Raw genomic sequence first — 17,440 nt, 5'->3', positions numbered from 1 at the left:
ATTATAATACATGAGATTTCACACTAGAAAATGGGTAAAACCACAAGATCTTAATCCTAACGCATCTTTATTTGGAGGCAGATTATTGGAATGGATAGATGAAGAATGCGCTCTTTACTCTATCATTCAATTAGAAAATCCGAAAGTAGTTACCAAGTTTATGAGTGAAATTAATTTTAAGAGCTCTGCAAGTCAGGGGGATATAATTGAAATTGGAATTGATGTTGTTAAATTTGGGAATGCATCCCTAACCTTGCGCTGTGAAGTTAGGAATAAGATGACACGAGAAACGATAATCTCCATAGAGAATATTGTAATGGTAAGTCTAGATGAACTTGGAAAACCACAAGCTCATGGAAAGTCTGAAATTGAATTTGTGAAGGATAGACTTAAGGATTAATTTTTTTATCTGCATTTTTATTTTGTTGCTGGGATGATAATCGTATTGGAAGATCTACATCCTTGTTTCCTCCATAGATCTTTATTTCTTGGATATCTGCTGGCATATAATATCCATTGTCTTCTAAGGCCTCTTTAACGGCTCTTACCACGTTTCCTTTGGTTGTGAGTGCCATTCTTCTAAAATCTTTGGTATCTACCCAAAAGAATACCTTTAGATTTACGGTACTTGTAGCCAGTTCATCTTCAATTACAAAATTTTCATGTTCCTCATCTTCAATTACGTTTGGCTCTTTTCTTAAAGCTTCCATGACTGTCGCTTTTGCGCCTTCAATGTTATCTTCATAAGCAATTCCAATTACAAAATTCCATCTAAAGAAACCATCTTCGGTATAATTGGTAACAGGTGTTGTAAGGACATCACTATTTGGAATATATACATCTTTTCCATCAAATGTCTTTAGCTTGGTGTATCTAAATTCTAAGGCTTTTACTTTTCCGAAGTTATCGCCTATTTCCACAGTATCATTTATGTCGAAAGGTCTGTTAAATGCAAGAATGATCCCTGCAATAAAATTCTCTCCAATGTCTTTAAATGCGAAACCAAGAACAACTGCACTTGCGCCGGCTGCAGTGAGGATTGCGGTCGCTATACCACCTAATCCCGCTGCTCTTAAGGCTAACATTATTGCTATTAATAGAGATATTATTTTAATTGTTTTACCTAAAAACCGACTCATTAATGGATCGTTTGTACGGTTTGAGATCCTCGTTCTTGCAAAGTTCCCAATCCAAGAGCCAATTAAAACTCCTAGAATAATTATTAGTAATCCTAAGCCAATTCCTGGTAATTGTGCAATTATACTTTCATAAAAATGAGTAAATGAATCTTGTAAGCTTAAGGAGTCTTCAGTACTTGCTTGCATTTATAATGGCTTTATATGGCTTGAATTATAATATTTGAAGTTAATAAAAAAACCACATTCATTAATTCTCTCGAACGAATGTAATGTGGTAGCTATGTTTTAGGAAGAATTATTCTCCCTTACTCCTTTTTTCCTTCTGTTCTTGTAGAGCGTCTTCAATTTGTTTATTAGCCTTTTCCAATTGCTTTTCTGTAGGGCCTTCAATTTTTTGCTCTGCAGCTTTATCTGGCTCTAAGCTTAAACTGATGTAAAAAGGGAAGTGATCTGAATCTATGTTTTCTCCAGTTTTAACTTCAACTAATCTAAACTCTTCAGAAACAAAGAAATGGTCTAACGGCCATTTCATTATAAAACTAGTAGCATTAAATGAATTAAAAAAGCCTCTTCCTTTGCGAATGTCTAGAAGTGAACTTACATCTTTAAACAAAGATGAACTTGCAGACCAAGCAACATCGTTAAAATCTCCTGCTACAATGGTTGGTAAATCTCTTTCTAAAGCCATTTTAGCCACCATCATCATTTCTGCATCTCTATCTGTAGATGTTGGGTTTTCTTGTGGCATTGGCGGGGTAGGATGTATTGCGTGCAACATGATCTCTTTCCCTGATCTTAAAACTAAAATTGTATGTATAGATGGAATACTGTCGTCTACTAAAAATCTCTTTTGTGGATTTTTCATCTCAAATTTAGAATACAGCAACATCCCATAAGTATTATTAATTGGCACTTCTACGCGATATGGATATTTTGCAACCGCATCATGAACATCATTCATCCAGCGCTGGTTTGTTTCTGTAAGTAATAATATATCTGGATCTTTATCTTCTATTTCCTTAATTAGAAGATTTGGATTGGTGTTTTTTTGTAAAACATTTGCAGCATAAAATTTTAGAACATCTGCCTGATCTATATTTTCAGAAACTTTTTCTACTTCATGCTTCCCATGAGGTAAGTAGGGAAAAATCTTATACATCTGGAAAGAAAAACACATTACTAAAACGGCAACAAATAAGTAATCTTCAGCCCATTTTATATCGAATTCTATAAAATAAACCACTATAGCTACAAAGGTTAGAATAGTAAGTTGAATATGAGGATAATCAAACATTCTTATCCACCAGAAATCTGCTGCAGCAAGTGGAATTAAAGTTAATAGAACAGCAAAAAGGCCAAAGCCTTGTAAGAAAGGTTTTAATTTCATGGATAGGGTATAATTTGTTTGTTATACTTGAGTTTTAGGTGAATTCTGATTCATATTATGTGCTAAATATTTTAGATCATCTCCAGAGGGAGCTTCAAAAAGCTGAAGTCCAAAATAGGGTAGTGCGGCTATTAGATGGTCAAAAATATCGGCTGCAATATATTCATAACTTTCCCAACGTTTATCACTACTAAAGCATAGAACCTCTAGTGGGATTCCCTGTGGTGTTGGAGCTAGATGCCTAACCATTAGGTATAATTCTTTATTAATCCCTGGATGATCATGTAAATATGCATCGGCATATTTTCTGAAGATCCCTAAATTAGTTTGGTTTCTACCATTTATAGGAAGTGTAGTGTCTATATTATTTTTTTTATTATACTTATTCACCTCTTTTTGACGATGTTCCAAATAAGGGGCGATAAGAGTAATCGATTTTAGTTGCTCTAGGTCTTCTAAAGTGACAAATTTTACTGAATTTTGTTTAATATTTATTGCTCTCTTAATACGTCTTCCTGGTGATTCCAGCATTCCCCTCCAGTTTTGAAAGGAGTCTGCAATTAGACTATAAGTAGGAATAGTTGTAAAAGTATTATCAAAATTCTGAACTCTTACAGTTGCCAGATTAATTTCAGTTACATCTCCATCGGCTCCATATTTGCTAAATGTTATCCAATCTCCAATTCGCACAATATCATTTACTGAAACCTGAATAGAGGCTACGAACCCCATGATAGTATCTTTAAAGATCAATAAAATAACGGCAGAGGCAGCTCCTAAAGAGATCGCGAAATTAATTACAGATTTTCCGGTTATTTCAGAAAAAATAAACATAATCCCCACGATCCAAATAAAGATCATGAGAACTTGTATATAACTATCTAGAGGTTTGTCAAAAAATTCTTCTCTCGTCTTTAGATAATTTTTGCTAGTACGCAATAAACTTCTAAAGATCCAAACCACTAAAATTATTATATAGAGGTTAGTTAAAAATATAACAACTTTTAAAGCAAATTGATGGTCTATTAGTATAACAGGAATTGTAGCATAGATCACTAGAATAGGAATAATTCTTCCTACATATTTAGGGAAATTACTCTTTATTAAAAAATCGTCAAAAGTGGTTTTGGTTTTATTGGTAAAGGCTTTAAAAGATTCTATTACAAATCTTCTTAAAATATAATTTATAAAATGTACTACTCCAAAAAGGACGAGGAGATTAATTGCTAAATTTAAATAACCTGCCGCAACGGTATTCATTCCTTGTTCAATAAAATAATTTTCAAGAAAGCAGCTTGCAGGTTTAAAATCAAAAATCTCTTCGAACATATTATAAATACTTTTTTTCTATATAAAATGGACCAAAAGGAATTACCGAACAAGCAATGGCAAGTAATAAGGTCTTAAATTTCCAATCCAATATATTATACACTATTATAGCGCCTACAAGGTAGGACATAAAAAGGATTCCGTGAGCCATTCCAACTACTTCAACCATTTGTGGAAGATTAAATAAATACTTTAAGGGCATTGCTATAAACAGCAACAATAAAAAGGAAAGTCCTTCTAAAATGCTAACCCATTTAAAAACCTTTATTTGAATATGATCGTTCATTAATATAAATTTCAGCAAAGATAAATTTAATACTTAGAGTAGGTAAAAAATCCATCCAATAAAATCTATTTAGAAAGGAATTCCTTGTTAAAACTCTACTAATAAAAAATAAGAATATAATTTAAAGAGTCTTCTTTTTTTACAATTTCACTATTTTGCACGGAATTAGAAAAAGAGAAAATGAAATCTAAAATATTAGTTACCGGCGGACTTGGGTTTATTGGGTCGCACACTGTAGTGGCGCTTCAGCAGCAAGGATTTGAAGTTATTATAATAGATAATCTATCAAATTCTTCTATAGATGTCCTTGCGGGGATAACTAAAATAACACAAATCCCTCCTAGCTTTGAAAATATAGATCTTAGAAATAAAGAGGCTGTCATCGATTTTTTTGAAAAACATCAGGATATCTCTGGGGTTATACATTTTGCAGCTTCTAAAGCCGTAGGTGAGAGTGTTGAAAACCCGTTGTTATATTATGAGAATAATCTATCTACTCTGGTTTATATTTTACAACAACTAAGCAAAAAAGATAAAGCCAGCTTTATTTTTAGTTCTTCCTGCACCGTTTATGGTCAGGCAGATAGTTTACCAATCAATGAAAATGCACCCGTAAAAAAAGCAATGTCACCATATGGTAACACTAAACAGATTGGAGAAGAGATAATTATGGATACTTGTAAAGTCTATCCAAATTTAAAAGCTATTTCTCTTAGATATTTCAATCCCATAGGAGCTCATCCAAGTACAGAAATTGGAGAATTACCTATAGGTACTCCTCAAAACCTTGTGCCTTTTATTACGCAAACGGCAATTGGGAAAAGAGAAAAGCTTTCAGTTTTTGGCAATGATTATCCTACTAGTGATGGTACTTGTGTAAGGGATTATATACATGTAATGGATCTAGCCAAAGCTCATGTTGTAGCACTAGAAAAATTATTAGACGAAACTACAGAGAAAAATTATGATGTTTTTAATTTAGGAACTGGAAAAGGAAATTCTGTATTAGAGGTAATTGAATCTTTTGAAAGATCAACGGGAAAAAAGTTAGCTTATAAAATCGTGGATAGGCGAGAAGGTGATATTACTGCGGCGTACGCAGATACTAATAAGGCAAATAGCGGGTTAAACTGGAGAGCAGAACATAGTTTAGATGAAGCTTTGGAAAGTGCATGGAAATGGGAGAAGAAGGTATTTAAAAGTGAGGAATAGTAATTTGCTAAACCCTCTTTATATATTAAAAAAGCCACTTATTTCTAAGTGGCTTTTTTAATACTTACTATTTTCCATTAACATAGAACGCATGAATCACTCCAGGAATCCAACCTAAAGCAGTAAGCAATAAGCTAATTAAAAAAGTTACTCCTAAGCCATGTTTTAAGAAAACAGCTAGTGGCGGTAATAGTATATTTATTATAATAGTTACTAAAGACATAATATTGGTTTTTTGGTTTTTTTCGAAATTAGCTAATCCCTTGTAGAATCCCATATTTTTCATTTTGGTTTAGCTATTATTTAACTAATTATAACTTCACTTTAGGAATACTTATTCTGAAATAGAAAAGGTATCTTTGCAGATTCAAATAAGAATTATGAGTTTTACTGCAATTGGTGTATCAAAAGATATTGATAAAGGATTAAATGAATTAGGGATAATAACACCTACAAAAATACAAATGGCTGCCATTCCTGTATTATCTGTAGAGAATATAGATTTTGTAGGTCAGGCTCAAACAGGAACAGGTAAAACGGCTGCTTTCGGTTTACCATTATTAGCAAGAGTAGACACCAGTAAAGATTATATTCAAGCATTGGTTTTAGCTCCCACACGAGAATTAGGACAGCAAATTGCAAAACAACTGTTTAAATTCACAAAATATTCTGAACAGGTTTTTACTGAAGCAGTTTATGGAGGTGAAAAAATAGATATTCAAATTAATAGATTAAATAGACCAACTCATATTGTTGTTGCCACCCCAGGAAGACTTATAGATCTTATGAACCGTAAGGCTTTAGATATTTCAAAAATAAGCACCTTAGTCCTAGATGAAGCAGATGAAATGCTAAGTATGGGATTTAAAGATGATCTTACCAAGATTCTAAGTAAAACAAAAGGAGAGCGTAATGTGTGGTTATTTTCTGCAACAATTCCTAAAGAATTAAATGAAATCATAGAGAATTATGTGTCTAAAGATGCTTTGAGAATTTCTATAGATAAAAATGATTCTGTAAATACTGGAATAGTACATCAATATGTTTCTGGGGATGATAATAATAAGCTAGATACTTTAGCATCTTTCTTAAAATCCCAAGGAAAACAAAGAGGAATAATTTTCACTAAAACCAAGGCAGCAGCAAAAATTCTTGCTAAGCAACTTCATGCAAAAAATTATGAGGTTGGTTTGTTAGAAGGAGATATGCATCAAAAAGATAGAGACAAGGTAATGCGCGCTTTTAAAAATAAAAGTCTGCGATTATTGGTCTCTACAGATGTTGCTGCAAGAGGAATAGATGTAGATAATTTGGCTTTTGTAGTTCATTACCAATTGCCAGATCAAACTGAATATTATACACATAGAAGTGGTAGAACTGCTAGAGCTGGTAATACTGGAGTTTCGTTGGTTTTAGTAAACCCAAAAGAAGCTAGAAAGATCTTTGAATTAGAAAAAGAACTAGGTATTAAGTTCACTAAAATTAAATAAGAGGATTAGTTAAATCGTCTATATTTTGCTAGCATAAAAGTGTATATGGCGTAAGCTATTAAACCTGCAGCCACTATTCCCAATAAATAAGAGCCATATGAGGAATCTTCTAAAAAGGAGAAGACCTCGGCGGTGGTTTTTATTTCGCTTGGATTGGATGTAAAAGCGGCTTTGATAGCAAAAAAGCCTAAGATCAAAAAGATCACTCCTCTAGAAGCAAGTCCGAAATACGCCGAATTATAAATCGTTTTTTTGCGTTTTTTCTCACTTAAAGCTTTGGCACTAAATTTCTTTTCGAAGGTGTCTTCCTTTATCCTTGTAAATTGATAGATGCCAATTCCAATTAATATAACACCAACAATTCCTAATACGATCAACCCAACATCTGTTGCTAAAAAACTGCTATTCTTTCCTGAAGATCCAGAATTATCTGCCGAACCAACAGCATCAAGAAATGAAAATACTCCAAGACCCAGATATATTATTCCACTAATAAAATAGCTTATTCGCTTGGCTTTAGATTTTTTATCGGTACCAATATTTTCGGGATCTCTAATAGCTTGAGTAAATTTCCAAAAAGCATAACATAACAGCCCTAGCGCTATTATCACTAATAGGATTTTTCCAAAAGTTTGTTTTTCTAAAAAATCTATAACTTGTAGTTTTCCAGCTTTTTGTCCACCCATATTAAAGGCTGCGAGAAAGGTTAGAATCCCAATAATCCCATATATTATTCCCTTGGCTGCAAGTCCAGTTCGAGCGATGTTTTTAAGTTTTTTATTCATAATATTATTTAGTTGGTGTTTAAATATATTAGAAAACTTAGGAACTATAAAAACCTTTATAATTAAATTATGATTGGTAAGCAGATTTCTAGTGCTTCAAAATATTCGTAAAAGCAAACACCTTGAGTGTAGGAAATGGTAAGTGACTAAAATTTGAAATATTAGAAACTTCTATATTTGGCAGACAGAAACATATAAATAGCATAACAAATAAAACCAAGAGCTACTATCCCCAATTGAAAAGATCCCCAAAAGGAGGTTTCTATAAAAGAGAATACATCTGAAGTATCCTTAATTTCATTCAGATTAGCAGTTATTGCTCCTTTTAATGCAAAATATCCAATTGTAAGAAATATTACAGCCCGGGCAGACATTCCTAAATATGCAGAATTCTTTATAGTTTTTCTTTTCTTCTCGTCTGTCATCGAATCCAGATCGAACTTTCTAATAAAATTTGTTTTGAATAATCTAGTGATTTGGTATACTCCTCTGCCAATGAAAATTAAGCCAATTCCAGCTAAAATCCATAAACCCAATGCAGTAGTTAAAATACTTGAATTTTTTATTCCAGAATTACCAATACTTCCACCAGCTGCTAAGACTGCAAGACCGGCTAAACCCACATAAGTTATCCCACTTATAAATAATGCAAAGCGCTGACCTTTATTTTTGGGTTTTCCATGCCGTTTTTGAGGATCTACAAATGCTTGTGCAAATCTCCAAGTTGCATAACAAAGAAGTCCAATAGATAATAATATTAATAAAGTACTTCCTAATTCTTGCTTTCTAATAAACCCTAAAACTTCTTCTTTCCCTGCTTTCTGACCGCCAATATTAATCGCAGCCATAAATGTAAGAACACCTGTTACCAAATAAATACAACCTTTGGCAATATAACCAGTTCTAGCTATATTTTTTAAAAGGCTCATTATATTACAATTAAATTTATCGTCATTTTATATTCGGAAGAAATTATTTGAAGAAAAGATGTTTTTTAAACCATTTCAAAAATGACCAAAGCATATGCATAGAATCTTACAAATCGCAATAACCCATACATTAGAAAGCTCATAAATGGGAACCGGATTATTCCTGCAGCAATACTTGTCATTGCGAATGGTATAGGAAGTAAAGCTCCAACGATTATTAGAAAACCTCCCCATTTTCGTGTGTTCTTTATATGCTTCGCCATGTTAGTCTCTATTTGTTTGTGTACTACTGGAATTTTAGTAATACCAACTCCAATAAAGTAAGAGACGATTCCACCCATATAGGATGCCGCAGCTAAAAGGGATAAATAAAATATAGGAAATTCAGACTTTCCTGCCCAAGCAATGAATAGCTCTGGAGGGATGATACCAAGTAACGATTCTGATGCGAAAAAAACGCTAAGAATCCCTATTGGAGAATAAGTTTCTGTAACTGTAACTAATAACTTATCAAGATCCAAAACAAAATAATCCAAAGCAAAAATGGCTGCTATAAAAAGGAGTATTGGGATAATTGCCTTTTTTACGCTCTTAGCTACAAACTTATAAAAACCGGTATAACTATAATACTGATGAAGTAAACGCGCGCGCGATTTCTTTTTAGATTTCGCTTCCTTTTTCATTCATGGTTAATTTAGTTAAGGATATCAAAGTGCTATTAAAAAAACGGTTTGACCACTTTTGTAATAGCACTAAGATTCAATTAATTTTCTTCAGCATATTCAGCTAAGGCACGACTGTATTCACGTAGATCGCTTACATTATTTTTTATTGAAGTATCATGCATCAATGATAAAAGATAATCTAAACTTTCTTGTGGAGAAGATTCCATAGCTATTGATTCTTCTTCATCATTCTCATCTAATGGTTCATCATCAGGAATTGAAATTTCAAAAGAATTGGTGTTTTCAATATGTTCAAAAGTTAAACGGATCACTTTTGCTAAAAGAGGATTTTCTTCTTCGATAGCAAAAGGTCTTAACTGTTTTAAATCTTCTACAAGAGTATTAACAACTAATCCGTTACGCATTAAATCGCGTTGTATTTTATCTATTAGTTTTTGAGCTTTTGGATTTTTCAACTTGTATATGTTTTGTGTTATTGTCAAATTCTAAACCCTAAATCAACTCATTTTAAGCGCTTTTTAAGGGTGCTAGCAAAGTTACTCCTTTAAAGTTTTTTTGAAACCATTTTAGCTAATAATTATAAAAGAATTTATTGTGTCTTTTAAAGCGTTCATATCAAGCATTTTCGCTTTAATTCAATTAATAATTAACAATTTATTAGTCTCTAATATTTTCTGTAGCACGGGATGTTTAGTAGTTTTAAGCTTATTCAATAAAAATTAGAAAATGGAAAATTATAATCAGAAAGTTGCTTTAATTACCGGCGGGAGTAAAGGAATAGGCTTTGGAGTTGCAGAGGCATTATTAAAACTTGGAATGCGAGTGGCAATTACAAGTAGAAAGCTGGAATCGGCAGAAAAGGCTGCTGCACAGCTTAAAAGTATTGGAAGTGGAGAGGTCTTAGCTTTAGAAGCAGATGTACAGGAATATAAAAGTCAAGAAATTGCTGTTAATAAAGTGATCGATACTTGGGGGCAGCTGGATGTTTTAGTTGCTAACGCGGGAGTTGGTCATTTTGCACCTATAGATGAATTGAGTATAGAAGATTGGCAATCTACTATAAACACCAATCTTACCGGCGTTTTTTACAGTGTAAAATCTAGCTTGGAAGGCTTAAAAAAATCTGAAGGATATATTATTACTATTTCAAGCTTAGCGGGGACTAATTTCTTTGCAGGAGGAACTGCTTATAATGCAAGTAAATTTGGCGTTACAGGATTTACTCAAGCTGCAATGTTAGATCTTAGAAAATATGGAATTAAAGTGAGTACAATTATGCCAGGATCTGTGGCAACGCATTTTAATGATCATGTGCCAAGTAAAGAAGATGCATGGAAAATTCAGAAAGAGGATATTGGAGAATTGGTTGTAGACCTATTAAAAATGAACCCTAGAAGTTTACCAAGCAAAATTGAGGTGCGACCATCCATGCCACCAAATTCTTAAATTAATTTTCTTCTGAATTGTTTTAAATATATTTTAGGAATCATTATTCAATATGCCATTAGATTTAAATTCTGATGGCATATTTTTTTATAGCTAAGCTAAGTTTTTAATTAAATTTTTCAGCCTTAAATAGGATAATTAAAAGCTTAAAAATAATATGATAATTAACTGATATTTAGTAATTTAAAGACAGCTATCCTTAAATCTTAAATTATGAAAATAAAATTACTTTTTTTGTGTTCGCTTTTTTTTATGGCAAGTTTTTGTGAGAGAAATGAATTGCCTAAGAACAAGAATTCTTTAGAGAATGAAACTTATGTTTTTCTTTATTTTAAATCTGAAAAAGAATGTTTAGATGCCCAACCATCAGATTTTTTTATCAATTGCCATTCAGAAATAAGTTTTCTAGAAAATGGTATTGCTGAAATTATTCTTACAGATATTATTTGGAGAGGAGAATATTCTATTGTGAAGAAAAATATTCTTGTAACTTTTGATGATAATATTGAACTGCCAGAAGAAACTTTAGTATTCCAAATTATTAATTCAAATCAGATAAAAAGACTAGATGATAATACTATATGGAATAAGATGACGGGAGATTCTATTTGGGATTGAAGGGTATTCGAGAGATTAGTATTTCGTTATGTAAATATTAGAGAAATGAAGGAATATCGATTTAATTTTGATAAGCATTTTAGCATTATTCTATCTTTCAAAAAAAGATTTTAAATGGGCTGTAGGGTTTGTTAAAATTTCTCACTGTAAAACCTTGCATTTAGATACTTTTCTTCATAGAAGTTTAAATATGGGTTTACACAAAAATATTTCCCTCTTAGTTTTTCAAACTTTTAAAAAGAAGTTTTTTCAGAAAAGTTTAACGCTCCCCGTGTCTTTTGCAGTTACCTTTGTATTTCAAAATTTTAACTAGAATTTGAATTATTTGAAGTTTAATCTTACAGAATCTTATAAAGAATCTATACTTTTCTTAAAAAGCACCGACTTTACTAAGGCTATAATATTGGCGCTAGGAATTATTGTTCCAATATTGATTGGAATCTATTCTGGTTATTTTGAGATTGGCCTTGCCTTAGCCCTAGGTTCTTTACTAAGCTCCCCAAGTAATGTTAGTGGAAGTTTTAGAAATAGAAATTTTGGAATTCTATTATCTGCCTTATTCGCAGTTATTGCCAGTCTGATTGGTGGTTTTTTAAATCCTTCATCCTGGATTACCATTCCAATATTAGGTATAATCATGTTTGCCTTCTCCTATTTTGCAGTTTATGGTTTTAGAGCTTCTTTAATAAGCTTTTCGGGATTATTTGCTCTTGTTTTAAGTTTTGCAAATATATCTGTAGTACTAGAATTTTACGAACGTGCACTTTTTATAGGGTTGGGCGGAATTTGGTATTTATTTTTAACCATCATATGGCACAAAATCAATCCCAAAGCAGAAACTGAACAGTTCCTTTCTCAAGGATTAGATCTAACCTCACAATATTTAGAAATTCGAGGCAAATTATTGGATCCTAATTCCAATAGAGAGGAATTGCAGAAAAGGATGTTAGAGCTTCAAGCAGATCTCAATGTAAATCATGAAACTTTACGGGATATTTTAATCTCTTCTAGAAAATCTTCTGGAAGTTCCAATTTTGAACGTAAACGATTTCTAATCTTCATTCAACTTATAGATATTTTGGAATTAGCTATGGCTAACCCAGTAGACTATGAAAAAATGGATGAGATCCTTTCTAAGCAGTCAGAAAAAAGATTGTCATTTCAAACTTTAACATTCGAAATGGCTGCCAGAATGAAGTACATTTCGAAAATAATTATACAATCTAAAGGATTAAATAACGCGAATTTACTAGAAAAATATCTTCAAAACATAAAGGATCAAATAGAAGAAGTATCACCATCTAGAGATGTTGGGGCCTTACAAAATTCTATTCTGCTTAAAAATTTATATGATTACCAATGCAAGCAGGTAGAAAAAATCATTAAAGTAGAACGTATTTTAAGTAATAAGGATTTTAAGGATTTAGGTTTTGCGAAAAGTGGAGATGCTCAACGCTTTATCTCGCATCAAGAATACGATCTTAATATATTAATTGAAAATTTTACTTTAAAATCAACAATCTTCAAACATTCCTTAAGATTAGCTCTTGTGGTTATGGTTGGATTTAGCATTGGCGCATATTTTTCTTTACAGAATGCCTATTGGATCTTACTTACAATCATAGTTATTATGCGTCCAAATTATGGACTAACTAAGCAGCGATCTAAACAACGTATCATAGGTACTTTATTGGGAGGGATAATTGCAACTGGTATAGTTTTGTTAATTCAGGATACTACAGTATACGCCATTCTAGGGATATTAAGTTTGATAATTGCTTTTTCAATGGTGCAAAGAAATTATAAGACCTCTGCAACTTTTATTACGTTAAGCGTGGTTTTTATTTATGCGCTTTTAAAACCAGATGTGCTTAATGTAATCCAGTTTAGAATTGTAGATACCATATTGGGTGCAGGATTGGCGGCATTAGGGAATGCTATACTTTGGCCTTCTTGGGAATATTTTAGCCTAAATGCGGTAATTGGGGAGAGTTTAAAAGCAAATATTGAATACCTTTTTTCAATTCAGAAATATTATCAGGAGAAGGGGCCTGTTCCAACCTCTTATAAGTTGGCTAGAAAAAGAGCTTTTTTAGCAAGTGGGAATTTAAGTACAACCTTTCAAAGAATGACGCAGGAACCGAAATCTAAACAAATGCATTTGGATAAGTTTTATGAAGTTGTTGTACTAAATCATACATTTCTTTCTTCTCTCGCATCTATGGGTACATATATTCAAAACCACCCTACTACAGAGGCCTCCAATTATTTTAATAATTATATAGAAGGGATATCTCATAATCTTAATATTGCCAATGGTCTTATTACAGAAAAGGTGTATGATAAAACTTTAGACTCTAACATTAGAAAGGAAGCACAGTATTATTTTGATAATCGTTTTGAGTTGTTAAATAAGACTCATGAAGAAACAAAAACCAAGGATAAATTAATTAATATTAGCAATACAGAGCAATTGCAGGAAGTTCAATTGATTACCTCACAGTTAAAATGGTTATATGCTTTAAGCGAAAAAATAATAATAAGGACCTCAAAAATTGATTTACCAAAAAATTAAACTTGGCATACACTCAACAAAAAGCCACCTTTAAAAGGTGGCTTCCAAAATTTAATAAAAAAATTTTAACCTAATTAACGTTTAGGCTGTTGAGTTTTCTTTTGATCCTGTTTCTTTTGATCTGACTTTTTAGGATCTTGTTTTTGATTCCCTTTTTGAGGATTCTGTGATTGTGCCATAATATATTTTTTATTTGGTTAACACGCTAATTTACAGAATTTTGGAAATAATATTTTGGATATTAATATAATTTTAACTGAAGTGTGATGTTAAATTTTTAAACTTAAAATTTAGGTTTCAAATTTAAATTTTGATCCCTTATGGGTATATGGGAAATCCATAACTTTGAATAAATAAGAGCAAATTACTAGACGGCTTAGTACCGGCTAAACACATGGTTTAATGATGGAAAAAAGTGAGATTATCAATAAAATTCAAGAGCAGAAGCAGCTACCTAATTTAAGGTACATAATTCGTGAAAAAACGGAGACTTTCACGCATAAGTTATTCTATACACTATTTGATGGGGATACTCCTGTAGAAAGTAATTTAGTAATTCTAGAACAAGACTTTCAAGAATTAGTGGAGCTAGTATGTTGGGAACCAAATAAGCCTTGTAGCGAGATATGGAACTCTTATTTGCAAAAGTTACCAGAGATTTTAGAAAAGTTAAATAAAGATGCAAGCGCAATTATGTTGCATGACCCGGCAGCAAATTCTATTGAAGAAATTTATCTTGCCTACCCAGGATTTTTTGCCATTGCAATTTATAGGCTTAGTCATGAGTTTAAAAAATATGGCTTGCCATTGGTGCCTAGGTTAATGTCTGAGTGTGCGCATAGGCAAACCGGAACAGATATAAATCCAGGAGCTCAAATAGGAGTTCCTTTCTTTATAGATCATGCTACTGGAGTTGTGATTGGTGAAACTTGTATTATTAAGGATAATGTAAAGGTATATCAAGGTGTTACCTTAGGAGCCCTCTCTGTAAATAGAGAATTAAGAAACATAAAGCGACATCCCACGATAAAGGAGAATGTAACGATCTATGCAAATGCCACAATTTTAGGAGGAGATACTATAATTGGAGCGAATAGTATTATTGGAGGTAATGTTTGGTTAACAGCTTCGGTTCCATCAAATTCTATGGTGTCTCATAATCCTCAAATCAAAATTAAAAAATCAATAAAAAATGAGTAATTCAATTATAAGTTTAATTGGGAACACCCCATTAGTTAAGACTGAAACTTTGATCAAAAATCCTAAAGTTAGTCTCTATTTAAAACTTGAGGGACAAAACCCTGGAGGTAGTGTAAAAGATCGTACTGCTTACAATATGATAAAAAGCGCCTTGGAGCGAGGAGAGATCAATAAAGAGTCTAAACTTATTGAAGCTACTAGTGGAAATACTGGGATTGCTTTAGCTATGATAGCAGGAATTTTTAAACTGAATATAGAGTTGGTTATGCCTGAGAATTCTACAATAGAGCGAGTACAAACTATGAGAGCTTATGGTGCGAAAGTTACCTTAACCGATGCAGATGGAGGTATTGAGTATGCAAGAGATTATGCCGAAGAAAAAGTAAATTCTGATGGTTATTTTATGATAAATCAATTTTCGAATAATGATAATTGGAAGGCACATTATAAGACTACAGGACCTGAAATTTGGAGAGATACTAAGCATAAAATCACGCATTTTGTCTCCTCCATGGGAACTACTGGAACTATTATGGGCACGTCCACTTTCTTGAAAGAACAAAATGATACCATTCAAATAGTAGGAGTGCAACCTACAGATAATTCTAAAATTCCAGGGATAAGAAAATGGCCTTTAGAATATTTGCCAAAGATTTTTGATCCTAAAAAAGTAGACCAGGTTATAGAAGTAAGCGATGTAGAGGCCAAGGCAATGACACAACGCTTGGCAAAAGATGAAGGTATTTTTGCAGGAATGAGTAGTGGAGGAGCTACTAGTGCAGCGGTAAGATTATGTGAAGAGTTAGATGAAGGTGTGGTGGTGAGTATTATATGCGATCGAGGAGATAGGTATTTATCATCAGATCTATTTTTATAAGATCTCAAGGAACATAGGGTAGGGGTGTTCCTTGAATCTTACAGTATATATTTTAAGGACATCATTATGAACATTCGGAAAGGTCTATTTAATTACTTACAAGGCCTACTATGGTAGTACTAGGAACAATTTTTACCATTCTCTTTTTATTACCATTTTGTATCTTAATCTTATAAACCTCTCGGTCTATTCTGTCACTTTTGCCTGTCGCTAAATACTTATTGCTAGCTAATGACCAACCTGGATTTTGAAGAAAAAGTTCATTTCTTACTGATGGTGGTAAAGCAATATTTTTAAATAGTTGTTTAGTTTCAACTAACTCTCCATTATTGGTATATGTTGCTTCCAAAAAACCTTTAGTACTGTTAAAAGTTACAAGATACTTGTCAAATTCAGTCCTATTTACAATTGCCGATAAAAATTCATTGAAATCAAAGTTCTCTTGCATAAATCTAATCGGGTTTTCAGAAAACTCACCTGTATAGCTTTCTTTAACTAAACATTTAATTATACCAAGATCAGAATCTACAGATATAGCATCTGGATCAAAACTAAGTCTAGCTTCATCAAGTTCAATTACCTCTTGAGCTTGCATCGCAGCGAACCCACATAAAACGAATAAAAATAAAATCAGCTTTTTCATAATATATATCTTTAAGTTAATGATACATTAAAGATATTGGTCTATAGATTTTCCTACTATCACTTAAGTAGCACAACTGCACTATTTATTTTTCTTTTTTTCTTTTAGTAAATTAATCAGCATTTTTAGGTTTTTGATCTCCATTTTCTTTCGAGAGATCTTAATAGATCCTAGTTGTTTTAATTTCTGAAGATGTCTATTAACCACCGCTCGAGTAGAGCCTATTAAATTTGCTATTTCTTTATTAGGTAGATCATTTATAAGCTCCAGATTTTGAGATTTTCTATTAACATGCTTTAGTAGAAGGTTAAGCAATCTGGTTGATATATCTGTAAAAGTAATATTTGATGCAAAATCCTCTAGCATTCGCAGCTGTTTCCCAGAATATGAAAGTATGGTCTGATAATTTTCTGGATGTTTCTTCAACCATTTTCTTAAATCTTCCATAGGTACTGCTAAAACCTTAGCATCATCTAAACATTCATAATAGGCGTTATGTTTTGAACCATCTAGTAAACAAAAGATATCAAAAACATCATTTTTAGTTAGAAGAAACAAGGTGAGCTCTTTTCCATTCCCAGAATCTACCTGATACATTTTTATTCTACCTGAAAGAATTATGTAAAAGTGATAGATTAATTTTTCTTGATTGAGAATACAAGAATGTTTGGGCCAAGATTCTTTGTGAAATAATGAGAAAAAGGATTCTGCAGTTTTGGAATCCATATTTTTAATTAACTCACAATCTTTTAATTGGAGTAAATATTTTTCTGTAGATGTTTGTCCCCTTCCCATAATCGAAATTCTGATAGAGGGGATTTGCGCTATTATTTAAATA

Annotated in this window: 19 protein-coding genes; 8 read left to right on the top strand and 11 right to left on the bottom strand. The window is 32.3% G+C overall.

Annotated features, from left to right (window positions below):
* Nucleotides 1–10: 10 nt before the first annotated feature.
* Nucleotides 11–400 (top strand): acyl-CoA thioesterase, encoded by a 390-nt coding sequence (locus BC962_RS07155; protein ID WP_121345291.1) that lies wholly within the window; start codon nucleotides 11–13, stop codon nucleotides 398–400.
* Here the strand turns inward: BC962_RS07155 and BC962_RS07150 are convergent.
* From BC962_RS07150 to BC962_RS07135, 4 genes are all read right to left on the bottom strand, one after another.
* Nucleotides 390–1,325 (bottom strand): mechanosensitive ion channel family protein, encoded by a 936-nt coding sequence (locus BC962_RS07150; RefSeq protein ID WP_121345290.1) that lies wholly within the window; start codon nucleotides 1,323–1,325, stop codon nucleotides 390–392. The genes BC962_RS07155 and BC962_RS07150 overlap by 11 nt on opposite strands.
* Nucleotides 1,326–1,434: 109 nt before the next feature.
* Entirely contained in the window at nucleotides 1,435–2,526 is a 1,092-nt protein-coding gene (locus tag BC962_RS07145) for an endonuclease/exonuclease/phosphatase family protein (RefSeq protein WP_121345289.1), read from the bottom strand.
* A 21-nt stretch (nucleotides 2,527–2,547) separates the two neighbouring features.
* A complete protein-coding gene (locus tag BC962_RS07140) occupies nucleotides 2,548–3,855 on the bottom strand; it encodes a mechanosensitive ion channel family protein (RefSeq protein ID WP_121345287.1) in 1,308 nt (435 codons plus the stop codon).
* A 1-nt stretch (nucleotide 3,856) separates the two neighbouring features.
* The gene (locus tag BC962_RS07135) at nucleotides 3,857–4,141 is read right to left on the bottom strand and encodes a DUF3817 domain-containing protein (protein WP_121345285.1); all 285 of its coding nucleotides are present in this window, start codon (nucleotides 4,139–4,141) and stop codon (nucleotides 3,857–3,859) included.
* Between the two features lie 180 nt (nucleotides 4,142–4,321).
* Between BC962_RS07135 and galE the strand changes: the two genes are divergently transcribed.
* Nucleotides 4,322–5,353, top strand: a complete 1,032-nt coding sequence (gene galE / locus BC962_RS07130) for a UDP-glucose 4-epimerase GalE (protein ID WP_121345283.1) — start codon at nucleotides 4,322–4,324, stop codon at nucleotides 5,351–5,353.
* Between the two features lie 67 nt (nucleotides 5,354–5,420).
* On the opposite strand, the gene BC962_RS07125 is transcribed toward galE, so the two are convergent.
* Nucleotides 5,421–5,576: a YqaE/Pmp3 family membrane protein gene (locus tag BC962_RS07125; RefSeq protein WP_121346033.1), complete on the bottom strand. Its 156-nt coding sequence runs from the start codon at nucleotides 5,574–5,576 to the stop codon at nucleotides 5,421–5,423.
* Between the two features lie 157 nt (nucleotides 5,577–5,733).
* Between BC962_RS07125 and BC962_RS07120 the strand changes: the two genes are divergently transcribed.
* Entirely contained in the window at nucleotides 5,734–6,843 is a 1,110-nt protein-coding gene (locus BC962_RS07120) for a DEAD/DEAH box helicase (RefSeq protein WP_121345281.1), read from the top strand.
* 5 nt (nucleotides 6,844–6,848) lie between these two features.
* Here the strand turns inward: BC962_RS07120 and BC962_RS07115 are convergent, their stop codons facing one another.
* The 4 genes from BC962_RS07115 to BC962_RS07100 all read right to left on the bottom strand — a co-directional run bounded on the left by BC962_RS07115 (nucleotide 6,849) and on the right by BC962_RS07100 (nucleotide 9,698).
* Nucleotides 6,849–7,628 carry a DUF1206 domain-containing protein gene (locus BC962_RS07115; protein ID WP_121345279.1) on the bottom strand — a complete coding sequence of 260 codons (780 nt, stop codon included), beginning with the start codon at nucleotides 7,626–7,628 and terminating at the stop codon, nucleotides 6,849–6,851.
* 161 nt (nucleotides 7,629–7,789) lie between these two features.
* Complete coding sequence (locus BC962_RS07110) at nucleotides 7,790–8,557, bottom strand: DUF1206 domain-containing protein (protein WP_121345277.1); 768 nt, start codon at nucleotides 8,555–8,557, stop codon at nucleotides 7,790–7,792.
* A 65-nt stretch (nucleotides 8,558–8,622) separates the two neighbouring features.
* Nucleotides 8,623–9,240 carry a YqaA family protein gene (locus tag BC962_RS07105; protein ID WP_121345276.1) on the bottom strand — a complete coding sequence of 206 codons (618 nt, stop codon included), beginning with the start codon at nucleotides 9,238–9,240 and terminating at the stop codon, nucleotides 8,623–8,625.
* An 80-nt stretch (nucleotides 9,241–9,320) separates the two neighbouring features.
* Nucleotides 9,321–9,698 carry a hypothetical protein gene (locus BC962_RS07100; protein ID WP_121345274.1) on the bottom strand — a complete coding sequence of 126 codons (378 nt, stop codon included), beginning with the start codon at nucleotides 9,696–9,698 and terminating at the stop codon, nucleotides 9,321–9,323.
* A 271-nt stretch (nucleotides 9,699–9,969) separates the two neighbouring features.
* On the opposite strand from BC962_RS07100, the gene BC962_RS07095 reads away from it, so the two are divergent.
* The 5 genes from BC962_RS07095 to cysM all read left to right on the top strand — a co-directional run bounded on the left by BC962_RS07095 (nucleotide 9,970) and on the right by cysM (nucleotide 15,959).
* Nucleotides 9,970–10,689 (top strand): SDR family oxidoreductase, encoded by a 720-nt coding sequence (locus tag BC962_RS07095; RefSeq protein WP_121345273.1) that lies wholly within the window; start codon nucleotides 9,970–9,972, stop codon nucleotides 10,687–10,689.
* 213 nt (nucleotides 10,690–10,902) lie between these two features.
* On the top strand, nucleotides 10,903–11,307 hold the full coding sequence (locus BC962_RS07090; RefSeq protein ID WP_121345271.1) for a hypothetical protein: 405 nt from the start codon (nucleotides 10,903–10,905) through the stop codon (nucleotides 11,305–11,307).
* Between the two features lie 325 nt (nucleotides 11,308–11,632).
* Nucleotides 11,633–13,882, top strand: coding sequence for an FUSC family protein (locus BC962_RS07080; protein ID WP_121346032.1), 2,250 nt, complete (start codon nucleotides 11,633–11,635; stop codon nucleotides 13,880–13,882).
* 405 nt (nucleotides 13,883–14,287) lie between these two features.
* The gene (locus BC962_RS07075) at nucleotides 14,288–15,082 is read left to right on the top strand and encodes a serine O-acetyltransferase (protein ID WP_121346031.1); all 795 of its coding nucleotides are present in this window, start codon (nucleotides 14,288–14,290) and stop codon (nucleotides 15,080–15,082) included.
* The gene (gene cysM / locus BC962_RS07070) at nucleotides 15,075–15,959 is read left to right on the top strand and encodes a cysteine synthase CysM (RefSeq protein WP_121345268.1); all 885 of its coding nucleotides are present in this window, start codon (nucleotides 15,075–15,077) and stop codon (nucleotides 15,957–15,959) included. The genes BC962_RS07075 and cysM overlap by 8 nt, the downstream gene beginning before the upstream one ends.
* A gap of 88 nt (nucleotides 15,960–16,047) precedes the next feature.
* Here the strand turns inward: cysM and BC962_RS07065 are convergent, their stop codons facing one another.
* Both BC962_RS07065 and BC962_RS07060 read right to left on the bottom strand, forming a co-directional pair.
* Nucleotides 16,048–16,602 carry a hypothetical protein gene (locus BC962_RS07065; protein ID WP_121345266.1) on the bottom strand — a complete coding sequence of 185 codons (555 nt, stop codon included), beginning with the start codon at nucleotides 16,600–16,602 and terminating at the stop codon, nucleotides 16,048–16,050.
* Between the two features lie 81 nt (nucleotides 16,603–16,683).
* Nucleotides 16,684–17,397 carry a Crp/Fnr family transcriptional regulator gene (locus BC962_RS07060; RefSeq protein ID WP_121345264.1) on the bottom strand — a complete coding sequence of 238 codons (714 nt, stop codon included), beginning with the start codon at nucleotides 17,395–17,397 and terminating at the stop codon, nucleotides 16,684–16,686.
* Between the last annotated feature and the right edge of the window lie 43 nt (nucleotides 17,398–17,440).

It is taken from the genome of Gillisia mitskevichiae, from assembly GCF_003634585.1.
In the GTDB taxonomy this organism is placed as follows: Bacteria; Bacteroidota; Bacteroidia; order Flavobacteriales; family Flavobacteriaceae; genus Gillisia; species Gillisia mitskevichiae.
This window is presented reverse-complemented; position numbering and strand designations above follow the sequence as displayed.